This is a genomic window from Pseudomonas sp. JE3303 (assembly GCF_056312565.1).
Genome location: NZ_JBWGIF010000002.1, coordinates 214,457 through 238,806, shown reverse-complemented (window position 1 = coordinate 238,806; position 24,350 = coordinate 214,457). Strand labels below are relative to the sequence as shown.

Below are 24,350 nucleotides of genomic sequence, written 5' to 3'. Positions count from 1 at the left end.
TAGAGGCCGTGCATTCTAGCCTAAATCGCGGGTTTCGGCACCCGCCACAGGGCAATCCCGAGCAGCGGCGTAACTGGACTTCGGGGTCAAAAAAAGCCTCTGCCGCGGGGGCCGTCTGGCGCTTATCGCAAAATGTGCTACCAGACAACCTGGCCGTTGTCGAGATATGGCGGGGCCTGTGCTTTGCGTATACTGCAACCTATGTTCGCCCACACTGCTTTGCGCCAGCGCTGCGCCAGATGGCTCTTCGCAACCGGTCTCTTCCTGATGCTCGGTGCCTGTGTTGAAAAACCCAGCACCCTGGAGCGTGTCAAGGAGGACGGTGTGCTGCGCGTCGTCACCCGCAACAGCCCGGCCACCTATTTCCAGGACCGCAATGGCGAGACCGGCTTCGAGTACGAACTGGTCAAGCGTTTTGCCGACGATATGGGCGTCGACCTGAAGATCGAGACCGCCGACAACATCGACGATATGTTCGACCAGCTCGGCAAGCCTGCAGGCCCGGTACTGGCCGCGGCCGGCCTGGTCAGCAGCGAACACCGCCTGACCCAGGCGCGCTTCTCGCATTCCTACCTCCAGGTCACCCCGCAGGTGATCTACCGCAACGGCCGCCCCCGCCCCACCAGCGCCAAGGGCCTGGTCGGCAAGAAGATCATGGTGCTCAAGGGCAGCAGCCACGCCGAGCAGCTGGCCGAGCTGAAGAAGCAGTATCCGGCGCTTGAATACGAAGAGTCCGACGCGGTCGAGGTGGTGGACCTGCTGCGCATGGTGGATGAAGGGCAGATCGACCTGACCCTGGTCGACTCCAACGAGCTGGCCATGAACCAGGTGTACTTCTCCAACGTGCGCGTGGCCTTCGACCTGGGCGACGCCCGCGATCAGCGCTGGGCCGTGGCACCGGGCGAGGACAACAGCCTGCTCAACGAGATCAACGATTTTCTCGACAAGGCGCAGAAGAACGGCACCCTGCAGCGGCTCAAGGATCGTTATTACGGCCATGTCGATGTACTTGGCTACGTGGGCGCCTACACCTTTGCCCAACACTTGCAGCAGCGCCTGCCCAAGTATGAAAAGCATTTCCACGTCTCGGCCAAGGAAGAAAAGGTCGACTGGCGCCTGCTGGCCGCGATCGGCTACCAGGAATCCATGTGGCAGCCGGAGGTCACTTCCAAGACCGGCGTACGCGGCCTGATGATGCTCACCCAGCGCACCGCCCAGGCCATGGGCGTGGCCAACCGCCTGGATGCCCGGCAGAGCATCAAGGGGGGTGCCAAGTATTTCATGCTGGTGAAGGAGCAACTGGCGGACAGCATCGAAGAGCCTGACCGGACCTGGTTCGCCCTGGCCGCCTACAACGTCGGCAGCGGCCACCTGGAGGATGCCCGCACCCTGGCCAAGCGCGAAGGCCTGAACCCGAACAAGTGGCTGGACGTGAAGAAGATGCTGCCTCGCCTGTCGCAGAAGCAGTGGTACAGCAAGACCCGCTACGGCTATGCCCGTGGCGGTGAGCCGGTGCATTTCGTGGCCAACATCCGCCGTTACTACGACATCCTCACCTGGGTGACCCAGCCGCAGGTGGAGGGCCAAGTGGCCGAAGGCAACCTGCATGTGCCGGGGGTGAACAAGGACAAGCCGGCAGAGCAGTCGCCGCCGATGTAGGTAGACTCGATTGGGGCCGCTTCGCGCCCCATCGCGGCACAAGGCCGCTCCCACAGGTACTGCACTGAACTCAGGCCTGCGCTGTACCCGTGGGAGCGGCCTTGTGCCGCGATGGGCCGCGAAGCGGCCCTGAAAGAAAGCTACGCCTTGGCGCGCCTGGCCTTGAAGAAGTCGCTCAGGATCCGCCCGCACTCCTCCGCCAGCACCCCACCCTCGAACATCACCCGATGGTTGAGAAACCCCTGCTCGAAGAATTGCCCCTGGCTCTGCACCACTCCCGCCTTGGGCTCGAGTGCGCCGTAGACCACGCGGCTCACCCGCGAATGCACGATCAACCCCGCGCACATGCTGCAAGGTTCCAGCGTCACATAGAGCGTGCTGCCCGGCAGGCGATAATTGCTGGCAGCCTGCGCCGCCGCCCGTATCGCCACCATCTCGGCATGCGCGCTTGGATCACTGCCGCTGATGGGGCAGTTGAACCCACGCCCGATCACCTGCCCATGCTGCACCAGCACCGCGCCCACCGGCACCTCGCCCAGGGTCGCACCTTCGGCCGCCAGCTCCAGCGCCATGCGCATGAATTCCTGGTCGCGGCTGCGATCGATGATCTGCGGGCGCATCACACCACCTCGATCGCGGCCATGAGGCCGGTTTCCATGTGGTCGATCACATGGCAGTGGAACATCCAGGTACCCGGGTTATCCGCCACCAGCGCCACCTGGGCACGTTCGTTCTTGCCCAACAGGTAGGTGTCGGTGAACCACGGCTCGACGATCTTGTGCCGATTGGAGGCAATCACCTTGAAGCTCATGCCGTGCAGGTGGATCGGGTGCTGGTACTGGGTCATGTTCTTCAGTTCGAAGATATAGCTCTTGCCCTTTTCCAGGGTCGCGATGGGCCGGTCGGCGCAGGTCTTGTCGGTGATGTCCCACGCCTGCCCATTGATCTGCCACAGGCTGGGCGGCTTGCCGTTGCCGGTGTTGACCGACACCTTGCCCACCCACTCGAAATTGAAGTTGAGCTTCTCGGCATTGGCCAGGTCCGGCTCGGCGATGGGATTGGGCGGCAGCGCGGGCGGCCATTCGCCTGGCGCCTCCTGGCTTGCGACCGAACGCAACGTGCCCAGGCGTACGAAGCCATCGCGCAAGGACACCTCCTCGCCGGCCTGCGGGATACGGATCGCCAGGCAGATACGCATGCCCGGCCCCAGCCAGTATTCCTTGCCCAGCGGCCGCGGCGTGATCGGGTTGCCGTCCAGCGCATAGACCATCGCCTCGAAGTTGCCCCTGAGGTTGATGCGATAGGTCCAGGTATTGTCCAGGTTCAACAGCCGCACCCGCACTACCTGCCCCGCCGGCAGCTCGGTCACCGACTCGGGCTCGCCATTGATGGTGATCAGGCGCCCGGCCGTGCCATTGCGGGCCGCTTCGCGCGGGATGCTGAATGGCAGCCAGCCGCCCTGCTCGTCCACGTGCCAGTTTTTCAGGCTCAGGGTGCGCTCATGGCGGAAACCGGTCGGCTCGCGCTCCTCGACGATCAGCGGCCCCACCAGCCCCCGGCCCAGCTCTTCAGAGCTGCTCACATGCGGGTGATACCAGTAGCTGCCCGCATCCGGCACGCGAAACTTGTAGTCGAAGTATTCGCCCGGCAGCACCGGCAGTTGCGAGACGTACGGCACGCCGTCCATCTCCAGCGGCAGGCGGATGCCATGCCAATGGATGGTGGTGGCCACCGGCAAGTGATTGATGAAGCGCACCCGCAGCCACGTCCCCTGCCGTACTCGCAGCTCCGTACCCGGTGCCGACGGCCCGAACGCCCAGGCCTCGGTCTTGAAGCCCGGCACCAGCTCGACCTCCAGGGGTGCCGCGATCAGCTCGTAGTCGTGGCCTGCGTTTTCGTCCTCCACCTTGCCCAGCCAGTAGCGGGCCGCGCCCCCGGCGCCCAGGCCAACCACCATCAGGCCGGTCAGCCCCTTGAGCATTTGTCGACGGGTAAAGGACATCTGAACAGGTACCTCGTATTGCGGAAATCAGCCAGCCGCGGGGGCGGTGGCGATGAAGGGGCGAATACGATACACCTGCGAATGGGAAATATTAAGTGAAGAGTTGTTGCGAAGGTCAGGTCTGGGCGCTATGGGCGATAGCGACGGGTAACATCGGTATCCACCTGCTCCAAACGCTGGTAGACCTTCTGCACGGCGCCTACAAGGTCCTCCCAGACCCCAGGTTGGCGCAACACTGGCATTTCCTTGGCAAGGACATTGCTCAGCGCGCCTTTGTTCTGCTCGATCGAACGCAGCAGGCGGTCTGCCTGCGGGTCCGGCATTTCCACCACTTCCTTCAACGCGGCGCGGGCCAGGGCATGGCCTCGCAGATAACGTGATTCCTCGCGCATCTGCTCGGTCAATGTCCGCCGCAAGATGCCAGAAAGGAATTCGACATGCCGTCCCAGATCCGGGTACCGCCAGGATGGCCTGGCAAGCTCGTCGCCATCGAACCGAAAATTGGACACCACGCCATCTGCGTAGGTGGTTCGGGTCGGCTCGAATTGCACGTGTGCCCTGACAGCCTCCATCAATGGCTTCGACACTTGATCCAGCACCCTGTCATAAGCCCGCCGCTCCCCGATGTCATCGGTAATGACTGCGGAGACGGGAAGGATCACGGGATCCGGAACCACACCGTCGCGGCGCAGCACATCATTGATCAGGAATCGATGGATGCGGCCATTACCGTCGGCAAGGGGATGTATATAGACGAAGCCGAATGCAGCCACGGCGCTGCGCATGACCGGCGACTGGCCCTGAGTACGTTCAAGGAAACGCTGCAGGCCCGCAAGCATCAACGCGATATCTTCGGCAGGGGGCGAGACAGTGGACGACCTCCTGGTAGCGGATGATCTCACCCACAAAAACGGGAGACTGCCTCAGGCCATACTGGGTGATCGTGGTTCGTTCACCCAGGATGTCTTGCTGCAAGCTGGCGATCAGCGACGCGGTCAGAGGTACTGCGCCCTGCCCGGTCTGTCGTGCCATCACATCCGCAAAGCGTTGTATTCGACTCGAGCGATCGCCTTCCCCTTCGATTGCGAAGCTTGCCTTGCTCTCTAGTAGCGTCATCCATGGTGCCGCACGCAAGAGCAAATCCTCGCCAAACTCTGCGGTAAGCTCATCAAGCAGCGCTCGCACGTCCAGAGCCGAAGCCCGCTCGAGCGCATCGGTCCTGACCACCGTCGGGCAGAAATGGCGAGTCCCAGGCAGGTTATCCCGCACACGCCATCGTGGCTGCTTAGTGGCGTGCGAAGAAGTGGCGGCGACCAGCCGTGAGCTGTCGATGGCATTGACATACGTCCCCGCAAGACGCTGGGGGACGGCCAGCTCGTCGTCCATCAACCACTCGTACAGGAATGCTGCCCTTCGAGCGTATTGGCCAGAGGGCTCGGCATCGACCCAAGCCTGGATGAACGAAGGCCCGCTACGCTGGAACTGGCGCGACAGAAATTCCAGTTGTGGCACTTCATGACGTAGATAAAACTGCAAATGTGCAGCCGGTTCGTCAGCTGGGCGCGCTTTCTCCACGAAGGTCTCAAGCTTGAACCCATCGACGACTTCAGTGGCGCGACGCCCACCGATACGGCTCATGACACGTAGCCTGCTCATCGGCTGGATATCGAAAAAGCGCGCCAGCCATGCGGCGCCAACCGGCTCCACGGGCAGCTCGTTCATTCGATCTCCGAGTCATCAAAAATCGTTGAATTTAGGGTTCTACTGCGTGAAACCGTTCTGCGTTGCGAGAAATCGATAAGAAAACGGTAGTTTTGCGAGAAACCGTTACAAAAGCTACCGTCTTCAAGTGAAGCGAAAGGCTTACCGCACAGGTCCCGTCATCATCCCGTGCGCTACGTCCTCCACCAGTGCCTTGGCCATGCCGCTGAGGTAATGCGCACCCCATACCATCTGGCCATTGCCATCGACCCCGGCATCGAGTGTCATCTTGTAGACGCAGTCCAACAGCACCGACGCCTGCTCCAGCGCATATTCCGCATCGTGCCCCGGCTGGACCTTGAACAACCGGTCCGCGATCTTGCCGCCGACGCCTTCACCGAAAGTGCCGATGCCAGAAGTCTTCAGTTCTTTCAGCTTCATGTTGCTGCTCATACCTAACCTCCAGACGTGCGCCGCTGAACTGGCGCACGCGTACCCCGTAGGAGCGGGCTCGTCGGAACGCCGAACCACCGCGATAAATCCAACTCGGTTCTGAATCAGTGCACCGCCCGCACCCGACTCAGCGCCATCTCGACCAACGTGTGAGCATTTTCAATCTCATGCATCGCGGCCAAGGTCATGACCTGTCCGGCAGGTTTGGGATGGAGCAGTACCGTCTGCTGCGCAACGGTCAGGGCGCAGACCAGGTACTCCGAGGTTTGGAGAAGCAGGGCTTCGATGGAGGGAGGTGGATCAGTTTCAAAGGGTGGGTCGGGGACGATCTTCAACATTCAGTAACTCCGTCGCTTTCGCGGTCAAGAGCCGCCACACACCTGCTGTCAAACAGAAGGGTGGCAGCTGTACGCGGGTTGACAGACCGGGAGAAAACGACGGAAAGACCGGCGCACCGAAGTGCCCCACATACAGCCGCCATAACACGGGCGCATGCGTCGGTTTAACTCACGGTCTGTCAAAACCGGTCGTTGATAAGCAACGACGGACCGAGACTAGACCGGCAAGAAGACCACGGCAAGCGCCCAGAGGCCGTGGCAGGATAATTCGGAAATGTCCTACAAGATATAGGCAAAGTCTTAAGCTTTAGCGTTTATTACGCGTTGGTTTGGCCAATCCACTCGGTCCACATCTCACTCGAAGCATTATCGGAATGCCGGACCCCGACGATGCATTCAACCGAGGTTTTATGCACGCAGCCTATGGTTGGAGCTACCAGAGATCTGCTGTTCTAACAGAGGGTGGCAGCTGCACGCGGGTTGACAGACCGGTAGACAAGACGGAAAAACCCGGCGCACCGAAGTGCCCCACGTACAGCCGCCATAATGCGGATCGCACAACAACTGGCCGAGACTAGACCGGGCTACAGAGCACCGCAAGCAAGTTTAGGCGAGCGCACCACAACTCGGAGATGTCCTACAAGATATGGGTAAAGTCTGTAGTTTCTGGCTGTCATGTAGGTAAAACGTCGCTCGGTCAGGTTCGCAGATCTGATGCAGTACAAGACTGCCGGAGACTACGCTAGCGAAGAGGCCATGGCCGAACTCGCCGGTGACTCAGGAACTATGAATAGGGTATCCATGAACGGGTTCTATACCGTATCGAAGGATTACTCAAAGCTCGCTACGCGGGCGGGAGCCTTGTCGCGGCTCTCGAAGGTGGAGAACTCGTCGCCGGTCAGCTTGGCTTTTCGGCCAACTTCGGCCAGTACCGAACCCAGCTTGATATTGGCCTGTGGTTTCACTGCGGACTCCAGGATGTCGCGGAGCTCGGCCTCAATGCTACGACCGTGTCGAGCGGCCCGCGCGCGGATGGCGCGCTGCACTTCATCGGGTACATTTCGAACGGTAACAGATGGCATCTTTCAGAACCTGTTTCGCTGTAGGCTCTTGTACCCTAGCGAAATGCAAGCGCCCTCACAACTAACGCCACGCGTTGACGTGGGAACCCGCCTCCCTGGGGCAATGGCATGCCGCTGCTGGGCATGCTGTTGCTGGCGGTGGCGACGTTGTAACAGAAATCTTAATGGACGGAAGTGCTGCCCTACCCGCCGCACCGCGCCGGCCGCAGGCTCGGCCACACTCTCGCCCCCGTGCCCGGCCAAGCCGAGCACTTACAGAAGCCGGTATTGTAGCGAGACACCGGTGAGGCGGATGCTCCAAAGGGGCGTAAAGGTGGCGACATATGCATTTTGGACACAGAAAAGCCCGCACCAAGGCGGCCTTTCCTGTGACTCGGAATCAGAGTTTCCCTAGCCACCGGTCGTCTAATCACTCAAAACATCACGTAGCGCCTCAACCCCTGGGCTTGGCTGCCGTAATTAACTGCAGCCAATCTTAATTTTGTGGAGCTTCACCATGCCGCTACTTCCCGACCGCATCTCAGGGCGAATGACGCTGGGGATCCTGACGCTGCTGGTTCTCACGGCATTGGCGATCTACTCAGTCATGACCTTGGGCGGCAAGCCTCAGTTAGTCGCTGCAGGAACCGAGGCCGCGGAACAATCGGCGAGTGCGATTACCCGCCAGTTAGCCCTGCAAGTGAATCGCATCGAGGGCACCGTGGCGGCGATGGCGCACCTGGCCGAAACCCTTCCCCACGACGAAATCCTACTCAAGGCCAGTCTGCCTAACGTGATCGACAGCCAAGGCGATGCCGCCATTGCAGGCGGCGGGCTGTGGCCAGAACCCAACAGTTTTACTGCCGGAACTGATCGCCGGAGTTTTTTCTGGGCACGCAACGTCAGCAATGGGTTGGATTATTCGGACGAGTACAACGCCGCGCAAACCCCGCCGTATCAGGCTGAGTCCTGGTACACCGGAGCGAAATCCGCGCCATTGGGACGTTGCGTCTGGTCAGATGCTTACCAGGACCCGGTCAGTGGCGTGGCAATGACGACGTGTAGCGTGCCATACCGCGCACAGGGCGCGTTTGCCGGTGTCGCCACTATCGACCTCAAGCTTGACGGCCTCGCAGCGTTTCTCAAGGCCAATGGCAATGTCACCGGCGGCTACGCTTTTGCGGTCGACCCTTCAGGGAACCTGCTGTATTTTCCCGATGCAAAGAGCACCAAGGGCCTGCCGACCATTGCCGGGTTGAGCCAGGAACAACCGTGGTTGAAGCCCGTCGCCGACAGCCTGTCGAGCAAGCGGGCCGGCACGACAACGCTGTATCTGGAAAACGATGCGCGCCTGGATGGACCGGCTTACATCACATTGGAAACCATGGAAGGCACCGGGTGGCGCATTGGGCTGGTCACGCCCGAGGCCCACGTGGTCGGACTCGCGAACAAGCTGACCGGGCAGATTTTGCTGTTCTTGCTGCCGCTGCTGGGCATTCTGCTGGGGCTCGCATGGCTGGCTGGCAAACGGCTGCTCACTCAGCTTGAGGAAACCACTGCGCAAATCGAACGTCTGGGCCAAGGCGGTCAGGCAGGCGCTCAGCTAGAGATTCTGCGGTCCGATGAACTCGGCGCGTTGCGCATTGCCGTCAACCATTACGCTGGCTCTCTGCAGGCCATGCTGCGACACATTGCCGATGAGTCGGTGTCACTGGAAGTCCAGGCCAACGAACTGGCGCAACTGTCCAGTGGCCTGGCTGAACGGGCAGAGGCTCAACGCATGGACAACACCCTGCTCGCCACCGCCATCACTGAAATGTCGGCCAGCGCCAATGAGGTCGCACGCAACACCACAGACTGCTCGGACACGGCCCGCGGCTCACTGGCAGAAGCGCAAAAGAGTCAGGACCAGGTCAACCGCAACGGTGAATCCATCGAAAGCCTGGCGACCGACATCTCAGGCGCGGCCACCGCCATGACTCAGTTGGGTGAAGACATCGAGCGCGTTGGCGGCGTGCTGGAGGTAATCAAATCGATCTCTCAGCAGACGAATCTATTGGCGCTCAACGCTGCTATCGAGGCCGCACGAGCCGGTGAGCAAGGCCGTGGCTTTGCGGTGGTGGCAGATGAAGTGCGCACACTCGCAGGCCGCACACAAACGTCTGCCAATGAAATTCAGGAGATGATCACCCAGCTGCGCCAGGCATCGAATTCTGCCGTCACAACCATGCAGAACGGCGCTCAACGCACTCGCGAGTCAGTGCAGCAGGCAGTCGGCGTGTCCGCCACATTGGGCACTACGGTGGGCAGTTTCGATGACATCGTCCAGCGCGCCCAGCAGATCGCCGTTGCCGCCCAAGAGCAGAGCCACGTGACTCAGGAAATCAACGAGCTGGCGGTTCGCATCCATGCGGCCAGTGAAGAAGGCGCCCGGGATGCGAGCGCCCTACGGGAACTGGGCAAAGGCATGCAGTCGATCTCAACCCGTCTGGGCGGATTGAGCCGCGGCACCCACTAGCCCTAAACACTGGGGCAAACAGGCATCAGTTCAACGAAGCTGATGCCTGCGCTGCACACCACGGTCAACGCCATCAATGACGTAGAAATCCTCGTGACTATTGAGAATAGTTACAACTCAAACAGTCAAGAATCAGACTTACTCCCACTCAATCGTCGCCGGCGGCTTGCTCGACACATCGTACGTCACGCGGGAAATACCCTCGATCTCGTTGATGATGCGGCCGCTGACAGTCTCCAGCAGCTCGTAAGGCAGGTGCGCCCAGCGAGCGGTCATGAAGTCCACGGTTTCGACGGCGCGCAGTGCGACAACCCATGCGTAGCGACGGCCATCACCTACCACGCCAACCGACTTGACCGGCTGGAACACGACGAATGCCTGGCTGGTCTTGTGGTACCAGTCGGCCTTGCGCAGTTCTTCGATGAAGATGTGGTCGGCACGGCGCAGGATGTCGGCATATTCCTTCTTCACTTCGCCGAGGATGCGCACGCCCAGGCCCGGGCCCGGGAACGGGTGGCGGTAGACCATGTCGTACGGCAGGCCGAGTTCGAGGCCGAGCTTGCGGACTTCGTCCTTGAACAGCTCGCGCAGCGGTTCGACCAGCTTGAGGTTCATTTCCTCTGGCAGGCCGCCGACGTTGTGGTGCGACTTGATCACGTGGGCCTTGCCGCTCTTGGCGCCAGCCGACTCGATCACGTCGGGGTAGATGGTGCCCTGGGCGAGGAACTGGATGTTGTCCAGCTTGCTGGCTTCGGCATCGAATACGTCGATGAAGGTGCGGCCGATGATCTTGCGCTTCTTCTCAGGGTCCGACTCGCCTTCCAGATTGCCCAGGAACTGGGCTTCGGCGTTGGCGCGGATGACCTTGACGCCCATGTTCTCGGCGAACATGGCCATGACCTGCTCGCCTTCGTGCAGGCGCAGCAGGCCGTTGTCGACGAAGACGCAGGTCAGCTGGTCGCCGATGGCGCGGTGCAGCAGGGCTGCGACCACCGAGGAGTCGACGCCGCCGGACAGGCCGAGCAGGACGTTGGCCGAGCCAACCTGCTCACGGACGTGGGCAATGGCATCTTCGACGATGTTGGATGCGGTCCACAGGGCCTCGCAACCGCAGATGTCGAGGATGAAGCGCGACAGGATGCGCCCGCCCTGCTTGGTGTGGGTCACTTCAGGGTGGAACTGCACGCCGTAGTAGCCGCGGGTGTCGTCGAACATACCGGCGATCGGGCAGCTCGGGGTGCTGGCCAGTACGTGGAAGTTCTCTGGCATCTGGGTGACTTTGTCACCGTGGCTCATCCACACGTCGAGGCCGAACACGCCGTCATCGTCGATGTGGTCTTCGATGCCGTCGAGCAGGCGGCTCTTGCCGACGACGTCGACACGGGCGTAACCGAACTCGCGCAGGTCGGAACCGGCAACCTTGCCGCCCATCTGCTCGGCCATGGTCTGCATGCCGTAGCAGATGCCCAGCACGGGAACGTTCAGGTCGAACACCGCCTGTGGTGCGCGAGGGCTGTTGGCTTCGTGGACCGACTCGGGGCCACCGGCCAGGATGATGCCGCGCGGGTTGAATTCGCGGATCGCTTCATCGTCCATGTCGAACGGGTGCAGTTCGCAATACACGCCGATCTCGCGCACGCGGCGGGCAATCAGCTGGGTGTACTGGGAACCGAAATCGAGGATCAGGATGCGGTGAGCGTGAATGTCGAGGGCCATGACTCAATCTCGTCAGTGGAAATCGGAAACGACGCGGGGCTGTCGTCAACAGCCCCGCTTCAAGGTAATGCCGGAAGCCTTAACCTACGCGGTAGTTTGGCGCTTCCTTGGTGATCTGCACATCATGCACATGGGACTCGGCCATGCCGGCACCGGTGATGCGCACGAACTCGGGCTTGGTGCGCATTTCTTCGATGGTGGCGCTGCCGGTGTAACCCATCGAGGAGCGCAGGCCGCCCATCAGCTGGTGAATGATCGCGGCCAGGGCGCCCTTGTACGGGACGCGGCCTTCGATACCTTCCGGGACCAGCTTCTCGGCACCGGCCGAGGAGTCCTGGAAGTAACGGTCCGAGGAACCCTGGGCCTGGGCCATTGCGCCCAGCGAGCCCATGCCGCGGTAGGCCTTGTACGAGCGGCCCTGGAACAGCTCGACTTCGCCCGGGGCCTCTTCGGTACCGGCGAACATCGAACCCATCATCACGCACGAGGCGCCCGCGACGATGGCCTTGGACAGGTCGCCGGAGAAGCGGATGCCGCCGTCGGCGATCAGCGGAACGCCGGTGCCTTCGAGGGCGGCGGCGACGTTGGCGATGGCGCTGATCTGCGGCACGCCGACACCGGCGACGATACGGGTGGTGCAGATCGAGCCAGGGCCGATACCGACCTTGACGGCATCCGCGCCCGCTTCAGCCAGGGCCTTGGCCGCAGCGCCGGTGGCGATGTTGCCGCCGATGACCTGGACCTGCGGGTAGGTTTCCTTGACCCAGCGAACGCGGTCGATCACACCCTTGGAGTGACCGTGGGCGGTATCGACCACCACCACGTCGACGCCAGCGGCAACCAGCGCGGCAACGCGCTCGCCGGTGTCCTTGCCGGTACCGACGGCAGCGCCGACACGCAGGCGGCCCTGGTCGTCCTTGCTGGCCAGCGGGTAGGCCTTGGCCTTCTCGATGTCCTTGACGGTCATCATGCCCTTGAGGCTGAACTGGCCGTCGACGATCAGGACTTTTTCCAGGCGGTGCTTGTGCAGCAGCTCGCGGACTTCGTTCTTGTCGGCGCCTTCGCGCACGGTGACCAGGCGCTCTTTGGGCGTCATCACTTCACGAACGGTGACGTCCAGGCGGGTTTCGAAACGCACGTCTCGGGAGGTCACGATACCGACCAGGTCGCCGTTTTCCAGCACCGGTACACCGGAGATGTTGTTCAGGCGGGTCAGTTCGAAGAGGTCGCGCACGGTGGCGTCCGCATCGATGGTGATCGGGTCCTTCACCACGCCAGCCTCGAACTTCTTGACCTTGCGTACTTCGCCGGCCTGCTGGTCGATGGTCATGTTCTTGTGAATGATGCCGATGCCGCCTTCCTGGGCCATGGCGATGGCCAGGCGGGCTTCGGTGACGGTGTCCATGGCGGCGGAAACCAGCGGAATGTTCAGCTCGATGCCACGGGTCAAACGGGTCTTGAGACTGACTTCATTGGGGAGTACCTCGGAATAACCAGGTACAAGGAGGATATCGTCGAAGGTCAGTGCTTCTTGGCTGATACGCAGCATCGCGGATGCTCCCGGGCGGGAAAAATGGAAGCGCGCCATTATACTCATGCAGGGCACGGCACTCAATGCAAAAGAACGGTTAAAGCGGCCCTTCGGTCGGCACCTGGCAGTTTTACCTGCACGACGGCGACGCGCTGGTCCAGCCAGTCGGCAAACGCCTCGATGAAGGCCGGGGTAAAACCGGCATCGCCCCAGTTGTTGAAGATGAACCCCAGGTTGGAGAAGGCGCACGGCTGCAGGAACAGGAAACCGTTGATGTCATCCTCGAAGCCGCACAGCGGGCAGGTAAAGTTGTCGGTCTGGCCGGGCATCCACTCTTCCAGGCTTTCGAACAGCGGCTCGCCGACCTCACGGCGGCATTCCGGGCAGCCGGCCTCTTCGAGAAAGCCTTCGAGCGGGGTGAAGATGCAGCGGTTGGTCACCACCTCGAGGCCGTTGACGGGGTTGCCGAACGGCAGCCGCTCGGGATGCAGCGCCACCTTGCGCGCACCCTGGGCCAGGGCATAGGCCATGCGGTTGCCGGTACGCCCGCAGGTGCTGAGCTGCTCCTCGATGACCTTCTCGCGCACCAGCCAGCGCAGGATCGCCCGGGCACGGGCCTCGTGCGCGATGACAGTGGAATGCTTGGGAACGATGATGCTCTGGGTGCTCATGGAGAAACGGCCTGAAAACTGCGGTAAAGGACGATTCTACCTGCTGCGTCAAGAGGCCAGGTAGCGAACGATCAGCAAGCCACCCGCGCTGCGGCAAATCCTTTATGATCCCCGCATGATCAAAGACCCTTTCGAAAGACTCGGCCTGGACCGCGAGGTCATGACCGTCAGCCAGCTCAACGGCCGCGCCCGCGTGCTGCTTGAGGACGTGTTCCGCAGCGTGTGGGTCGAGGGCGAGATTTCCAACCTCGCGCGCCCCGCTTCGGGCCACATCTACTTCACCCTCAAGGACAGCGGCGCCCAGGTGCGCTGCGCGCTGTTCCGGCAGAACGCCACGCGGGTCCGGCAGGCCCTGCGCGACGGGCTGGCGGTGCGGGTGCGCGGCAAGGTCTCGCTGTTCGAGGGACGTGGCGACTACCAGCTGATTCTCGACACGCTGGAGCCGGCCGGCGACGGTGCGTTGCGCCTGGCGTTCGAGGCCTTGAAGGACAAGCTCAGCGCCGAGGGGCTGTTCAGCACCGAGCGCAAGCGCGCGCTGCCGGCGCATCCGCAGCGCATCGGCATCATCACCTCGCCCACCGGCGCGGTGATCCGCGACATCATCAGCGTGTTCGGCCGCCGCGCGCCGCAGGTCGAGCTGTTCCTGATCCCCACCGCCGTGCAGGGCCGCGAAGCCATCGGGCAGATCGTCCGCGCGCTGCGCCTGGCCGACGCGCGTGGCTACGATGCGTTGATCCTGGCCCGGGGCGGCGGTTCGCTGGAAGACCTCTGGTGCTTCAACGAAGAGGCCGTGGCACGCGCCGTGGCCGATTGCGTCACACCGATCGTCAGCGCCGTGGGCCACGAGACCGACGTGTCGATCAGCGATTTTGTCGCCGATGTCCGCGCCCCGACCCCGTCGGCCGCCGCCGAGCTGCTCGCGCCCGACAGCAGCGGCCTGCAACTTCGCCTCGAGGGCCTGCAACGCCGCCTGCTGCTGCGCATGCAAAACCGGTTGACCCACGACCGCCTGCGCCTGGACAGCCTGGCCCGGCGCCTGCGCCACCCCGGCGAGCGGCTGCGCCAGCAGGCCCAGCGCCTGGACGATCTGGACATGCGCCTGCGCCGCGCCTTCATGCAGCGCATGGCCCAGCGCCACGAACGCCTTGGCCGCCTCGACACCCGCCTGGCCGCCCAGCACCCGGGCCGCGCGCTCAAATTGTTGAACCAACGCCTGGACAGCCTTGCCGAACGCTTGCCGCGGGCGATGCGCGATGTGCTCAAGGACAGGCGCCAGCGCTTCCAGGCGCAGCTGCAGACCCTGCAGGTGGTCAGCCCGCTGGCGACCCTGGCGCGCGGCTACAGCATCCTGCTCGATGATCGCGGCCAGGCAATCCGCAGCGCCGCCCAGACACGCAATGGCCAGCGCCTGACCGCACGCCTCAACGAAGGTGAGCTCAAGGTACGCGTCGAAGACAACCACCAGACTCCGGTCACCCTCTCTCTACTGGACTGAAGCATGCCCCGTCTGTTCGCTCCCCTGCTCGCTCTCTCTCTGCTGTTGGCCGGCACCAGCGCCCAGGCCAGCTACATCACTCGCCAGCTCAACAAGCCGGTGCCCGGCGGCGTTGCCGTGGTCGACCTGGGCCCCGCCGCCCAGGCGCCCAGCGCGCGTTTCGATGGCAAGCCGGTGCTGGTAGTCAAGGAACAGGACACCTGGCTTGCCATCGTCGGCCTGCCACTGACCCAGAAGCCCGGTACTGCCAGCCTCAGCGAAGGCGCGCGCGTCTTGAATTTCAGCGTGGGCAGCAAGAAATATCCTGAACAGCGCATCACCCTGAAGAACAAGCGCCAGGTCAATCCGGATCCTGCCGACCTGAAGCGCATCGACCGCGAACTGGCCGAGCAGATCAAGGCCTACCGCAGCTTCAGCCCGGTGCTGCCGAGCAACCTGATGCTCGACAAGCCGGTCACCGGGCCGCTGTCGAGCAAGTTCGGCGTGCGCCGTTTCTTCAATGGCGAAGAGCGCAATCCGCATGCCGGGCTGGACTTCGCGGTACCCGCTGGGACGCCGATCAAGACGCCGGCCAATGGCAAGGTGATCCTGGTGGGGGATTACTTTTTCAATGGCAGGACGGTGTTCGTCGACCATGGGCAGGGTTTCATCAGCATGTTCTGCCACATGTCGAAAATCGATGTGCAGCCGGGCCAGCAGATGCGCCGGGGCGAGGTGGTTGGCCGGGTCGGTTCGACCGGGCGGGCGACGGGACCGCACATGCACTGGAATGTCAGCTTGAACGATGCGCGGGTGGATCCGGCGATCTTTATCGGTGCGTTCCAGCCCTGAGACCGAGTCGCCCCATTCGCTGGCAAGCCAGCGAATGGGGCAGCACAGATTCTATGCCTTGCGCCGTCCCCAAAGACCTTGCAATTAATTATGTATAAGCCCTAAAACTCAGCGATAAAATCTCGCTTTACAGCTTTTTTTAAGCATTCCTCTCAATTTTTTTCATCCACTTGCCATCCCTCACCCCACTGGTTAGGGTTGAGGGCATGAAAACCTCTACAACCCTCATCCTGCTTCGTCAACACCGCAGCCTCTGCCTGGTCAGTGCACGACTACCAGGGTGAATCGCGTCGCCTCGCCTTTTCATCTCGTTTTCGTTCGGCAGGCCCGATCAAGGCCGCACACTCAAGGATTGTTTCGATGACCATGCTCAAAGACCCTTCGAAGAAGTACCGCGCCTTCCCGACCATCGACCTGCCCGACCGCACCTGGCCGTCGAAGACCATCACCCAGGCGCCGATCTGGTGCAGCTCCGACCTGCGTGATGGCAACCAGTCGCTGATCGAGCCGATGGACTCGGCGAAGAAGCTGCGCTTCTGGCAGACCCTGGTGCAGGTGGGGGTCAAGGAAATCGAAGCGTCCTTCCCGTCTGCCTCGCAGACCGATTTCGACTTCGTGCGCAGCCTGATCGAAGACGGGCACATTCCGGACGACACCACCATCCAGGTGCTCACCCAGGCTCGTGAAGACCTGATCGCGCGGACCTTCGAGTCGCTGCGTGGCGCCAAGAAGGCCATCGTCCACCTGTACAACGCGACCTGCCCGTCGTTCCGCCGCATCGTCTTCAACCAGGACAAGCAAGGCGTGAAGGACATCGCGGTCAACGCCGCCAAGCTGTTCGTCAAGTACGCCGCGCAGCAGCCGGAAACCCAGTGGACCTTCCAGTACTCGCCAGAGACCTTCAGCGCCACTGAGCTGGAGTTCGCCAAGGAAGTGTGCGACGCGGTGATCGAGGTGTGGAACCCGACCCCGCAGAACAAGGTGATCCTGAACCTGCCCGCGACCGTTGAAGTGGCCACCCCGAATATCTACGCCGACCAGATCGAGTGGTTCTGCCGCAACGTCAGCCGCCGTGACAGCGTGATCATCAGCCTGCACACCCACAACGACCGTGGTACTGGCGTCGCCGCCACCGAGCTGGGCCTCATGGCCGGTGCCGACCGCGCCGAAGGCTGCCTGTTCGGCAACGGCGAGCGTACCGGCAACGTCGACCTGGTGACCTTGGCACTGAACCTCTACACCCAGGGCATCGATCCTCAACTGGACTTCTCCGACATCGACGGCGTGCGCAAGGTGGTCGAAGAATGCAACCAGCTGCCGGTGCACCCGCGTCATCCGTACGTCGGTGACCTGGTCCACACCGCGTTCTCCGGCTCGCACCAGGATGCCATCCGCAAGGGCTTCACCCAGCAGAAGGAAGACACCCTCTGGGAAGTCCCGTACCTGCCGATCGATCCGGCCGACATCGGCCGCAGCTACGAGGCAGTGATCCGCGTCAACAGCCAGTCGGGCAAGGGCGGCATCACCTACCTGCTCGAGCAGGAATATGGCATCAGCCTGCCCCGCCGCATGCAGATCGAATTCAGCCAGGTGGTCCAGGGTGAAACCGACCGCCTGGGCCTGGAGATGACCGCACAACAGATCCACAGCCTGCTGCACCGCGAATACCTGCAGGCCAATGCCCCGTATGCGCTGGTCAGCCATCGCCTGCAGGAAGAAAACGGCCACAGCGCCGTTGAAGTCGAGGTTTCCAGCGAAGGCGAGACCACCCTGCACTGGCGCGGCAAGGGCAACGGCGCCCTGGAAGCCCTGGTGGCCGGCCTGCCGATCGCCGTGGAGATCATGGACTACAACGAGCATGCGATTGGCGCGGGTACCAACGCCAAGGCCGCAGCATATATCGAGCTGCGCGTTGCCGGTGGCCGCCCGGTGCACGGCGTGGGCATTGATGAAAACATCACCACGGCGAGCTTCAAGGCGCTGTTCAGTGCGCTCAACCGGTCGCTGAGCCAGCAGACGGCAAAAGCTGCCTGATCGAATGACGCAGGTGTAAAAAAACCCGCATCCAAGGATGCGGGTTTTTTTTGATCATCGCGGCAAGGCGGCTGCCTCGGCCGATTCAGTCCAGCAATGCCAACGCCTCCGCGCTGCACGCTTCGATCCGGGCCCAGGCCTGGTTCTTGATCCAGCTATTGTCCAGCATCCAGGTGCCGCCTACGCACATCACGTTCGGCAGTGCCATGTAGCTGCGCACGTTCCCTGGGTTGACGCCGCCAGTCGGGCAGAACCGGAGATCGCCGAACGGGCCGGCGAAGGCCTTGATCGCCGCGACGCCGCCGCTGATCTCGGCGGGGAACAGCTTGAAGCGGCGGTAGCCCAGGGCATAGGCCATCATGATTTCCGACGGGGTGCTGATGCCCGGCAACAGTGGAATGTCGCTTTCAACGCCCGCCTGCAGAATGTCCTGGGTGATACCCGGCGTCACCACGAATTGCGCACCGGCGGCTTGCACGGCACTGAACATGGTGCGGTCGAGCACGGTACCGGCACCAACGCACAGCTCCGGGCGTTTGTTTCGCAGCACTTCGATGGCCCTGAGGCCGTGCTCCGAGCGCAGGGTCACTTCAAGCGTACGGATGCCGCCTGCGGCCAAGGCATCGGCCAGGGGCAGGATGTCCTGCTCGCGGGCGATGGTGATCACCGGCAGGATGCGCGCCTGAGCGCAGATCGCATCGATCCGGGAGGCTTTTTCGGCCATGTTGAGCAGCGGCGTTTGGCGTTCAAGCGTGGTCATGACAGCGGATCCTTGGCTCATGGGCACCAGTAGATGTCCAGGGGGTCTTGAAGAAAGGCGCGAATCGGCATTTCGGCGAGGTCGGTGCCTGCCAGTGCGGCGCGCAGGGTATCGAGCTTGCCGGGGCCTTGCACGGACAGCACCGTGAAAGCGGCGGTGGCCAGCAGCGAGCGCGTCATGCTCAGGCGCTGGTGCGGCACGCTCGGGGCGAGCATCGGCAGGCAGCGGCGGCTCGCGCCCGGCACAAGGCCCGCATCGATGTTGGGGCTGTTGGGGAACAGCGACGCCGTATGGCCATCATCGCCCATGCCCAGCACCAGTACATCGATCGCAGGCAGGTCGGCGAGTGCCTGGTCGGCCTCCTCGGCCGCGGCCTCGAGCGTTGCGCTGGCACGGTAGAGGCTGAAGAAGCGCGCCTTGGCCGCCTCCCCTACGAGCAGATGACGCTTGAGCAGGCCAGCGTTGCTGTCGGCATGCTCGACCGGTACCCAGCGCTCGTCGGCAAGCGTCACCACGACCTTGGACCAGTCAAGCGTTGCACGCGAAAGCTGCTCGAGAAACGGCACCGGGCTGCGGCCGCCAGACAGCACGACGGTCGCCTGCCCTCGCGCGGCAATGGCCTGGCGCAGGCGCTGGGCCACATCCGTGGCCAGTTCGGCGGCCAGTTGCGCTGGACCCGTCAGTTCATGCACCTTCACGGTGTCCGGAAATTGCAGTTCAGATATCGCCATACCACGCCCTCCCATCTCGGGTGATCAGTGCAATCGAGCTCATCGGCCCCCAGGATCCAGCCGCGTACGGCTTGGGGGCATCGCCGGCGGCTTTCCAGCCGGCGATCAGCTGGTCGCACCATTTCCATGCATATTCGATCTCGTCCTTGCGCACGAACAGGTTCTGGTTGCCGCGCATCACTTCGAGCAACAGGCGCTCGTAGGCATCCGGGATCCGCGCGCTGCGCCAGGTGTCGGAAAAGTTGAGCTGCAAGGGCCCGCTGCGCAGTTGCATGCCCTTGTCCAGTCCTTGCTCCTTGGTCATCACCCGCAAGGAGATACCTTCGTCCGGCTGCAGGCGGATGATCAGCTTGTTGCCGATCTGCAGGCGCTGTTCCGGGGCGAAGATGTAGTGCGGCGTCTCCTTGAAGTGGATGACGATCTGCGAGAGTTTCTGCGGCATGCGCTTGCCGGTGCGCAGGTAGAACGGCACCCCGGCCCAGCGCCAGTTGCGGATATCGGCCCGCAGCGCGACGAAGGTTTCAGTGTCACTCTGCGCATTGGCGTTGTCTTCGTCCAGGTAGCCCGGCACCGGCCGGCCTTCACTGTAGCCCGCAATGTACTGGCCACGGACCACCCGGTTGCTCAGGCCTTCCCCGGTGATCGGCGCCAGCGCCTTGAGCACCTTGACCTTCTCGTCGCGAATACTGTCGGCCGACAGGTCGCTGGGCGGATCCATGGCGATAAGACAGAGCAGCTGCAGTAGATGATTCTGAATCATGTCGCGCAGCTGCCCGGCCTTGTCGAAATAGCCCCAGCGCCCTTCGATGCCGACCTTTTCCGCCACGGTGATTTCCACGTGGGAGATGGAGTTCTGGTTCCACTGGGTTTCGAACAGGCTGTTGGCAAAGCGCAGTGCGATGAGGTTCTGCACCGTCTCCTTGCCCAGGTAGTGGTCGATGCGATACACGCGGTTCTCGGGAAAGAACCGCGCAACGGCGTCGTTGACCCGGCGCGACGATTCGAGGTCGTGACCGATGGGCTTTTCAAGAACGACACGGGTGCGCGGCGCCAGGCCGACCTTGTCGAGGTTTTCGCAGATCGCGCCATAGACCGCCGCGGCGGTGGCGAAGTAGGCGATCAGGGGCAGCTCGCCCGCTACCTGTTCCGCCAGGACCTGATAGCCCTCGACCTGGACAAAATCCACATGCAGGTAGCTCAGGCGCCCAAGGAATCGCTCCAGCGCGTGTGCCTCCAGATCGGCGGCGGATACGTGCAGGCGCAAGTGCGCGTCGATGGTCGCCAGGTGCGCCTCGGCACTGCCCGCCTCGCGACCCAGCGCCAGCAAGCGGGTGTCCGAATGCAGCAGGCCGGCACGGTCGAGCTGATAGAGAGCAGGAAACAGCTTGCGCAATGCCAGGTCGCCGAGGGCGCCAAACAGGGCAAACGTGCAAGGTTCAACGCTGATCGCAGCCATGATGTTGGTTCTTTTATAAAGTTGGACTAGGAATACCGGTTTCAATCACGGTTTTCAAGCGATAATGTAGTAAAAACCACAACATATCCGACAGCCGCCATTTTCGTGTGGTGTACCATCCGGGCCATCAGTACGATAGGCCACTGTGCAAAAAAGCCTGCTGCCAATGACAGCCGGCTGTCTTCCCGACCCAAGGACACCCCCATGGACCGCGTGCGAAACCTCCTGGAACAGATCCAGGGACGCCTCGAAGAGCTGAACAAGGCCGAACGCAAAGTCGCCGAAGTCATCCTGCTCAACCCGCAACAAGCTACCCGTTTCAGCATTGCCGCCCTGGCCCAGGCCGCCAAGGTCAGCGAGCCTACCGTCAACCGCTTCTGCCGCTCGTTTGGCGTCAGCGGCTACCCCGAGCTCAAGCTGCAGCTGGCGCAAAGCCTGGCCAGCGGGGCCGCCTACGTCAGCCGGGCGGTGGAAGCCGACGATGATCCGGCCTCCTATACCCAGAAGATCTTCGGCAGCGCCATCGCCTCGCTCGACAGTGCCTGCCAGCAACTGGACCCGCAGCAGATCAGCCGCGCCGTCGACATGCTGATCCAGGCACGGCAGATCCACTTCTTCGGGCTGGGCGCCTCGGCGCCGGTAGCCTTGGATGCGCAGCACAAGTTCTTTCGTTTCAACCTGGCCGTGTCGGCCCACGCCGACGTGCTGATGCAGCGCATGCTGGCCTCGGTGGCGCACACCGGTGACCTGTTCGTGATCATTTCGTACACCGGGCGTACCCGCGAACTGGTCGAGGTCGCGCGGCTGGCGCGAGACAACGGCGCTTCGGTGCTGGGCCTTACCGCCGCCAACTCGCCGCTGGCCAAGGCATGCAGCCTGAGCTTGCATATTCCACTGCCCGAAGACACCGACATCTACATGCCGATGACCTCGCGCATCATCCAGCTGACTGTGCTCGACGTGCTGGCCACCGGCATGACCCTGCGCCGTGGCGTGGATTTCCAACCGCACCTGCGCAAGATCAAGGAAAGCCTCAACGCCAGCCGCTACCCGATCGACGACGAGCTCAGCTGAGACGGTGCGCCTGCAAGTGCAGGTGTGCCTGTTCTCCCGGTGCCAGGCTCAAGCCGTCGTCGCAGCCGCTGGCGGCCTCGACGCAGACAAAGCCCTGGGTCTCGCGGCCGCTGACCCCGAGCAAGGGACGATTGCCAGGATGCCAGACCACGGTGTCATCGCTGTTACCGGTATCGATGCACAGTTGGCGCTGCCAGGCGGGATCGTGTAGCTGCACTTCCGCGGTGCCGGGATACACCCGCTGACAGCCACCCTTGACCTTCAATGCTTCGTTCTGACGGCAGGCCTGGCGGTTGAGACGGTCATAACCCTCCACGTTCTCCAGGCCAGACAGCGCTATCTCGGAGACGTTGCTGATACGCCAGTAGGCAAGCAGAGCATGGCTCAACTGGCAAGGTTCGCTGTCCTGATGCTCGGTGCTCAAGCGCAGCTCCATCCGTTGGCCCAGGCGTGCGTGCAGGTCGACCTGCCAATCGCACAGCTGCAATTGCCATTTCAGGGTCACGCCCTCCTCGTCTTCGCTGAAGTCGAGCAGTTTCCAGTCCAGCAGCCGCGCCCAGCCATGCGCGGGCCAGAGGTCTTCGCTGGGATGCCGGCCGTACCAGGGCCAGCATACCGGCACCCCGCCACGGATCGCGCCGACTTGCGGCCACTGCTCGGCGCACCATAGCCATGGGCGCTCGCCCTCTGGCTGGAAGTGCAGCAACTGCGCGCCCTGGCGGCTGAACGCGGCCTGGCAGCGAGGATGGTCGATGATCAGCACATCGCGCTGCTGGTAACGCTCCCACTCGAAGGTCGGCCTGGGCCGTTGCGGGGTGAAGAAGCGGTGGAGCGGATGTTCGGGCATTGGGGGTAACTCTTGTTATTTGTGTGATGCCAATCGCGGGCAGGTCGGCGTCCCGACCTGCCCGCGATTGGCATTACTGCAGTCTCGAAGAGGGCGTAAATCTACAACAAAACGTCCTAGAACGACGACTGAATCTTCAACCCCGCGACCAGGGCGTTATCCACCTGGTCCACACCGCCCGGGCGCTTGATGTATTGCAGGTTGGGCCGCACGGTAAGCCAATTGGTGACGTGGAAGCCGTAGTACAGCTCTGCGTTGTACTCGCTGCGCTGCACGGGTACGAAGCCTGGATCGTCATAGCGGGTGATACCGCTCTGGGCATTGAGCTGCTCGGCTCGCCGCTTCACATCGTCGTTGACGTGGATGCGGGCAATGCCGAACCCGATGTCATCCTTGGGCCGCGCGTCGAAGGCGCCGGTGTAGACCAGGCCAACCTGCTGGTAGTTGTCGACCACGTTGGTGGCCTTGTCATGCACCGTGAAGTTGGCGAACAGGCTCAGGCCGCGGTTGGCATCGCCGTCGTGAGCGGTCACCTGCTGCTGTGCCACCACCCACCAGCCATGCTTGCTGGAGTGGGACTTGAAGGCATTACCGGTGACGCCTTGCGGCTGGCCATCGAGATCGTCATGCACGTCGTCGGCCTTGGCGGTGCTGTAGTAGTAGCCGAGCCGGTAGGTTCCCGGCAGGCCGCCAGGCCTGGGCGACCAGACCATCTCCACCGGAAGGATGGCGCCCTTGGTGCCGCTGGTGCTGAGCTTGAAGCCGTTGCCGGTCTCGAGGTTGGAAGGGTTCTGCTCGAAGGCGCCGGCCTGGACGAAGAAATCCGGCGTGAGGTTGTAGCGCACCCGCAGTGCCCACTGGCTGACGGGCCAGTTGTACCAGATGCCGCCGACCCAGTTGCCTACCTGTGAGCCGCAGAACGCCAGGTTCTGGAAGTCGCAGGGGAAGGTATTGAACTCCTCTCCCGGGCCATAGCGGCCGAATTTCACATCCAGCGCGCCGTCGAAGTATTTCTGCTTGATCCACATCTGGGTCAGACGCCAGGTCTGGCCGCGACCCCAGACCTCCTGCACCGAGCTCAGGTGCCCGGCGCGCGGGTCACCGATGCGGTCGTTGGACAGGTTGCGGCCGCTTCGCTCGGTGATCGCGAGCTTGAACTCGGCGTCCTGCCAGCCAAGGATCTTCTGCAGGTCCAGGTGCATGCCCAGGGCGAACTGGTCGCTGTAGCGCGCCGTCCGGTCGTCGTTGTAGCCGCCGTTGAGGTTGCTCGCCACCTCGCCGACGTAGTCCAGGGTAAAGTCGTATCCCTTGTCGAGCAGCTCGGTGCGGGTGCCGCCCCAGTCGCCACTCATCCACTTGGAATCGGCAGAAAAGGCCTCGGCAGCCTGCGCCTGTCCGGCAACGCCCAGGGCCGCCAGCAGGGTCAGCGACCCCAGGCTTTTGCGATACGCCATCGTAGTATCCTCGCTTTA

At 62.7% G+C, this 24,350-nt stretch carries 21 protein-coding genes and 1 pseudogene; 7 read left to right on the top strand and 15 right to left on the bottom strand.

Annotation, left to right across the window (positions count from 1 at the left end):
• Positions 1–201: 201 nt before the first annotated feature.
• Positions 202–1,659, top strand: coding sequence for a membrane-bound lytic murein transglycosylase MltF (mltF, locus tag AC0ZZU_RS04525; RefSeq protein WP_476339352.1), 1,458 nt, complete (start codon positions 202–204; stop codon positions 1,657–1,659).
• A 140-nt stretch (positions 1,660–1,799) separates the two neighbouring features.
• Here mltF and tadA read toward each other — a convergent pair whose 3' ends face one another.
• The 7 genes from tadA to AC0ZZU_RS04490 form a co-directional block, all read right to left on the bottom strand.
• Positions 1,800–2,279, bottom strand: coding sequence for a tRNA adenosine(34) deaminase TadA (gene tadA / locus AC0ZZU_RS04520; RefSeq protein ID WP_476339351.1), 480 nt, complete (start codon positions 2,277–2,279; stop codon positions 1,800–1,802).
• Positions 2,279–3,661: a multicopper oxidase family protein gene (locus tag AC0ZZU_RS04515; protein WP_476339350.1), complete on the bottom strand. Its 1,383-nt coding sequence runs from the start codon at positions 3,659–3,661 to the stop codon at positions 2,279–2,281. Before AC0ZZU_RS04515 ends, tadA begins: the two co-directional genes overlap by 1 nt.
• Before the next feature lie 128 nt (positions 3,662–3,789).
• Positions 3,790–4,500, bottom strand: coding sequence for a Fic family protein (locus AC0ZZU_RS04510; protein ID WP_476339349.1), 711 nt, complete (start codon positions 4,498–4,500; stop codon positions 3,790–3,792).
• The gene (locus AC0ZZU_RS04505; protein ID WP_476339348.1) at positions 4,472–5,383 is read right to left on the bottom strand and encodes a hypothetical protein; all 912 of its coding nucleotides are present in this window, start codon (positions 5,381–5,383) and stop codon (positions 4,472–4,474) included. The genes AC0ZZU_RS04510 and AC0ZZU_RS04505 overlap by 29 nt, the downstream gene beginning before the upstream one ends.
• A 141-nt stretch (positions 5,384–5,524) precedes the next feature.
• Positions 5,525–5,815, bottom strand: a complete 291-nt coding sequence (locus AC0ZZU_RS04500) for a DUF3077 domain-containing protein (protein ID WP_476339347.1) — start codon at positions 5,813–5,815, stop codon at positions 5,525–5,527.
• Positions 5,816–5,919: 104 nt separating this feature from the next.
• The gene (locus AC0ZZU_RS04495; protein WP_476339346.1) at positions 5,920–6,153 is read right to left on the bottom strand and encodes a hypothetical protein; all 234 of its coding nucleotides are present in this window, start codon (positions 6,151–6,153) and stop codon (positions 5,920–5,922) included.
• Between the two features lie 830 nt (positions 6,154–6,983).
• Entirely contained in the window at positions 6,984–7,235 is a 252-nt protein-coding gene (locus tag AC0ZZU_RS04490) for a FitA-like ribbon-helix-helix domain-containing protein (protein WP_476339345.1), read from the bottom strand.
• Positions 7,236–7,731: 496 nt separating this feature from the next.
• Here AC0ZZU_RS04490 and AC0ZZU_RS04485 point away from each other — a divergent pair.
• Positions 7,732–8,613 (top strand): annotated as a pseudogene (locus tag AC0ZZU_RS04485) (cache domain-containing protein); the annotation flags it as partial.
• Entirely contained in the window at positions 8,599–9,732 is a 1,134-nt protein-coding gene (locus tag AC0ZZU_RS04480) for a methyl-accepting chemotaxis protein (protein ID WP_476339496.1), read from the top strand. The pseudogene AC0ZZU_RS04485 and the gene AC0ZZU_RS04480, both read left to right, overlap by 15 nt.
• Positions 9,733–9,870: 138 nt before the next feature.
• Here AC0ZZU_RS04480 and guaA read toward each other — a convergent pair whose 3' ends face one another.
• The 3 genes from guaA to AC0ZZU_RS04465 all read right to left on the bottom strand — a co-directional run bounded on the left by guaA (position 9,871) and on the right by AC0ZZU_RS04465 (position 13,650).
• Positions 9,871–11,448, bottom strand: a complete 1,578-nt coding sequence (gene guaA / locus AC0ZZU_RS04475; RefSeq protein WP_476339344.1) for a glutamine-hydrolyzing GMP synthase — start codon at positions 11,446–11,448, stop codon at positions 9,871–9,873.
• 79 nt (positions 11,449–11,527) lie between these two features.
• The gene (gene guaB / locus AC0ZZU_RS04470) at positions 11,528–12,997 is read right to left on the bottom strand and encodes an IMP dehydrogenase (protein WP_476339343.1); all 1,470 of its coding nucleotides are present in this window, start codon (positions 12,995–12,997) and stop codon (positions 11,528–11,530) included.
• Between the two features lie 62 nt (positions 12,998–13,059).
• Positions 13,060–13,650, bottom strand: coding sequence for a sugar ABC transporter ATPase (locus tag AC0ZZU_RS04465; RefSeq protein ID WP_476339342.1), 591 nt, complete (start codon positions 13,648–13,650; stop codon positions 13,060–13,062).
• 115 nt (positions 13,651–13,765) lie between these two features.
• On the opposite strand from AC0ZZU_RS04465, the gene xseA reads away from it, so the two are divergent.
• From xseA to leuA, 3 genes are all read left to right on the top strand, one after another.
• The gene (gene xseA / locus AC0ZZU_RS04460) at positions 13,766–15,145 is read left to right on the top strand and encodes an exodeoxyribonuclease VII large subunit (RefSeq protein WP_476339341.1); all 1,380 of its coding nucleotides are present in this window, start codon (positions 13,766–13,768) and stop codon (positions 15,143–15,145) included.
• A gap of 3 nt (positions 15,146–15,148) precedes the next feature.
• On the top strand, positions 15,149–15,976 hold the full coding sequence (locus tag AC0ZZU_RS04455) for a peptidoglycan DD-metalloendopeptidase family protein (protein ID WP_476339340.1): 828 nt from the start codon (positions 15,149–15,151) through the stop codon (positions 15,974–15,976).
• 360 nt (positions 15,977–16,336) lie between these two features.
• Positions 16,337–18,010, top strand: coding sequence for a 2-isopropylmalate synthase (gene leuA, locus AC0ZZU_RS04450; protein ID WP_476339339.1), 1,674 nt, complete (start codon positions 16,337–16,339; stop codon positions 18,008–18,010).
• Between the two features lie 85 nt (positions 18,011–18,095).
• Here leuA and AC0ZZU_RS04445 read toward each other — a convergent pair whose 3' ends face one another.
• The 3 genes from AC0ZZU_RS04445 to zwf are packed head-to-tail and all read right to left on the bottom strand — an operon-like array spanning position 18,096 to position 20,957.
• Entirely contained in the window at positions 18,096–18,770 is a 675-nt protein-coding gene (locus tag AC0ZZU_RS04445; RefSeq protein WP_476339338.1) for a bifunctional 4-hydroxy-2-oxoglutarate aldolase/2-dehydro-3-deoxy-phosphogluconate aldolase, read from the bottom strand.
• 17 nt (positions 18,771–18,787) lie between these two features.
• Entirely contained in the window at positions 18,788–19,501 is a 714-nt protein-coding gene (gene pgl, locus AC0ZZU_RS04440; protein ID WP_476339337.1) for a 6-phosphogluconolactonase, read from the bottom strand.
• A complete protein-coding gene (gene zwf / locus AC0ZZU_RS04435) occupies positions 19,488–20,957 on the bottom strand; it encodes a glucose-6-phosphate dehydrogenase (protein ID WP_476339336.1) in 1,470 nt (489 codons plus the stop codon). The genes pgl and zwf overlap by 14 nt, the downstream gene beginning before the upstream one ends.
• Positions 20,958–21,170: 213 nt before the next feature.
• On the opposite strand from zwf, the gene hexR reads away from it, so the two are divergent.
• Positions 21,171–22,031, top strand: coding sequence for a DNA-binding transcriptional regulator HexR (gene hexR, locus AC0ZZU_RS04430; RefSeq protein ID WP_191622486.1), 861 nt, complete (start codon positions 21,171–21,173; stop codon positions 22,029–22,031).
• On the opposite strand, the gene AC0ZZU_RS04425 is transcribed toward hexR, so the two are convergent.
• Together AC0ZZU_RS04425 and AC0ZZU_RS04420 are read right to left on the bottom strand one after the other, a co-directional pair.
• Positions 22,024–22,878: a D-hexose-6-phosphate mutarotase gene (locus AC0ZZU_RS04425; RefSeq protein WP_476339335.1), complete on the bottom strand. Its 855-nt coding sequence runs from the start codon at positions 22,876–22,878 to the stop codon at positions 22,024–22,026. The genes hexR and AC0ZZU_RS04425 overlap by 8 nt on opposite strands.
• A 116-nt stretch (positions 22,879–22,994) precedes the next feature.
• The gene (locus AC0ZZU_RS04420) at positions 22,995–24,332 is read right to left on the bottom strand and encodes a carbohydrate porin (protein WP_476339334.1); all 1,338 of its coding nucleotides are present in this window, start codon (positions 24,330–24,332) and stop codon (positions 22,995–22,997) included.
• Between the last annotated feature and the right edge of the window lie 18 nt (positions 24,333–24,350).

Bases quoted from the DNA above. Each gene is read 5' to 3' on its own strand.
- AC0ZZU_RS04445 (WP_476339338.1), bottom strand. From the start codon at position 18,770: ATGACCACGCTTGAACGCCAAACGCCGCTGCTCAACATGGCCGAAAAA.
- AC0ZZU_RS04465 (WP_476339342.1), bottom strand. From the start codon at position 13,650: ATGAGCACCCAGAGCATCATCGTTCCCAAGCATTCCACTGTCATCGCG.
- AC0ZZU_RS04505 (WP_476339348.1), bottom strand. From the start codon at position 5,383: ATGAACGAGCTGCCCGTGGAGCCGGTTGGCGCCGCATGGCTGGCGCGC.
- zwf (WP_476339336.1), bottom strand. From the start codon at position 20,957: ATGGCTGCGATCAGCGTTGAACCTTGCACGTTTGCCCTGTTTGGCGCC.
- AC0ZZU_RS04490 (WP_476339345.1), bottom strand. From the start codon at position 7,235: ATGCCATCTGTTACCGTTCGAAATGTACCCGATGAAGTGCAGCGCGCC.
- AC0ZZU_RS04480 (WP_476339496.1), top strand. From the start codon at position 8,599: ATGGAAGGCACCGGGTGGCGCATTGGGCTGGTCACGCCCGAGGCCCAC.
- AC0ZZU_RS04515 (WP_476339350.1), bottom strand. From the start codon at position 3,661: ATGTCCTTTACCCGTCGACAAATGCTCAAGGGGCTGACCGGCCTGATG.
- AC0ZZU_RS04500 (WP_476339347.1), bottom strand. From the start codon at position 5,815: ATGAGCAGCAACATGAAGCTGAAAGAACTGAAGACTTCTGGCATCGGC.
- AC0ZZU_RS04425 (WP_476339335.1), bottom strand. From the start codon at position 22,878: ATGCCCGAACATCCGCTCCACCGCTTCTTCACCCCGCAACGGCCCAGG.
- AC0ZZU_RS04455 (WP_476339340.1), top strand. From the start codon at position 15,149: ATGCCCCGTCTGTTCGCTCCCCTGCTCGCTCTCTCTCTGCTGTTGGCC.
- AC0ZZU_RS04420 (WP_476339334.1), bottom strand. From the start codon at position 24,332: ATGGCGTATCGCAAAAGCCTGGGGTCGCTGACCCTGCTGGCGGCCCTG.
- tadA (WP_476339351.1), bottom strand. From the start codon at position 2,279: ATGCGCCCGCAGATCATCGATCGCAGCCGCGACCAGGAATTCATGCGC.
- guaA (WP_476339344.1), bottom strand. From the start codon at position 11,448: ATGGCCCTCGACATTCACGCTCACCGCATCCTGATCCTCGATTTCGGT.
- AC0ZZU_RS04495 (WP_476339346.1), bottom strand. From the start codon at position 6,153: ATGTTGAAGATCGTCCCCGACCCACCCTTTGAAACTGATCCACCTCCC.
- guaB (WP_476339343.1), bottom strand. From the start codon at position 12,997: ATGCTGCGTATCAGCCAAGAAGCACTGACCTTCGACGATATCCTCCTT.
- mltF (WP_476339352.1), top strand. From the start codon at position 202: ATGTTCGCCCACACTGCTTTGCGCCAGCGCTGCGCCAGATGGCTCTTC.
- pgl (WP_476339337.1), bottom strand. From the start codon at position 19,501: ATGGCGATATCTGAACTGCAATTTCCGGACACCGTGAAGGTGCATGAA.
- AC0ZZU_RS04510 (WP_476339349.1), bottom strand. From the start codon at position 4,500: ATGCTTGCGGGCCTGCAGCGTTTCCTTGAACGTACTCAGGGCCAGTCG.
- xseA (WP_476339341.1), top strand. From the start codon at position 13,766: ATGATCAAAGACCCTTTCGAAAGACTCGGCCTGGACCGCGAGGTCATG.
- leuA (WP_476339339.1), top strand. From the start codon at position 16,337: ATGACCATGCTCAAAGACCCTTCGAAGAAGTACCGCGCCTTCCCGACC.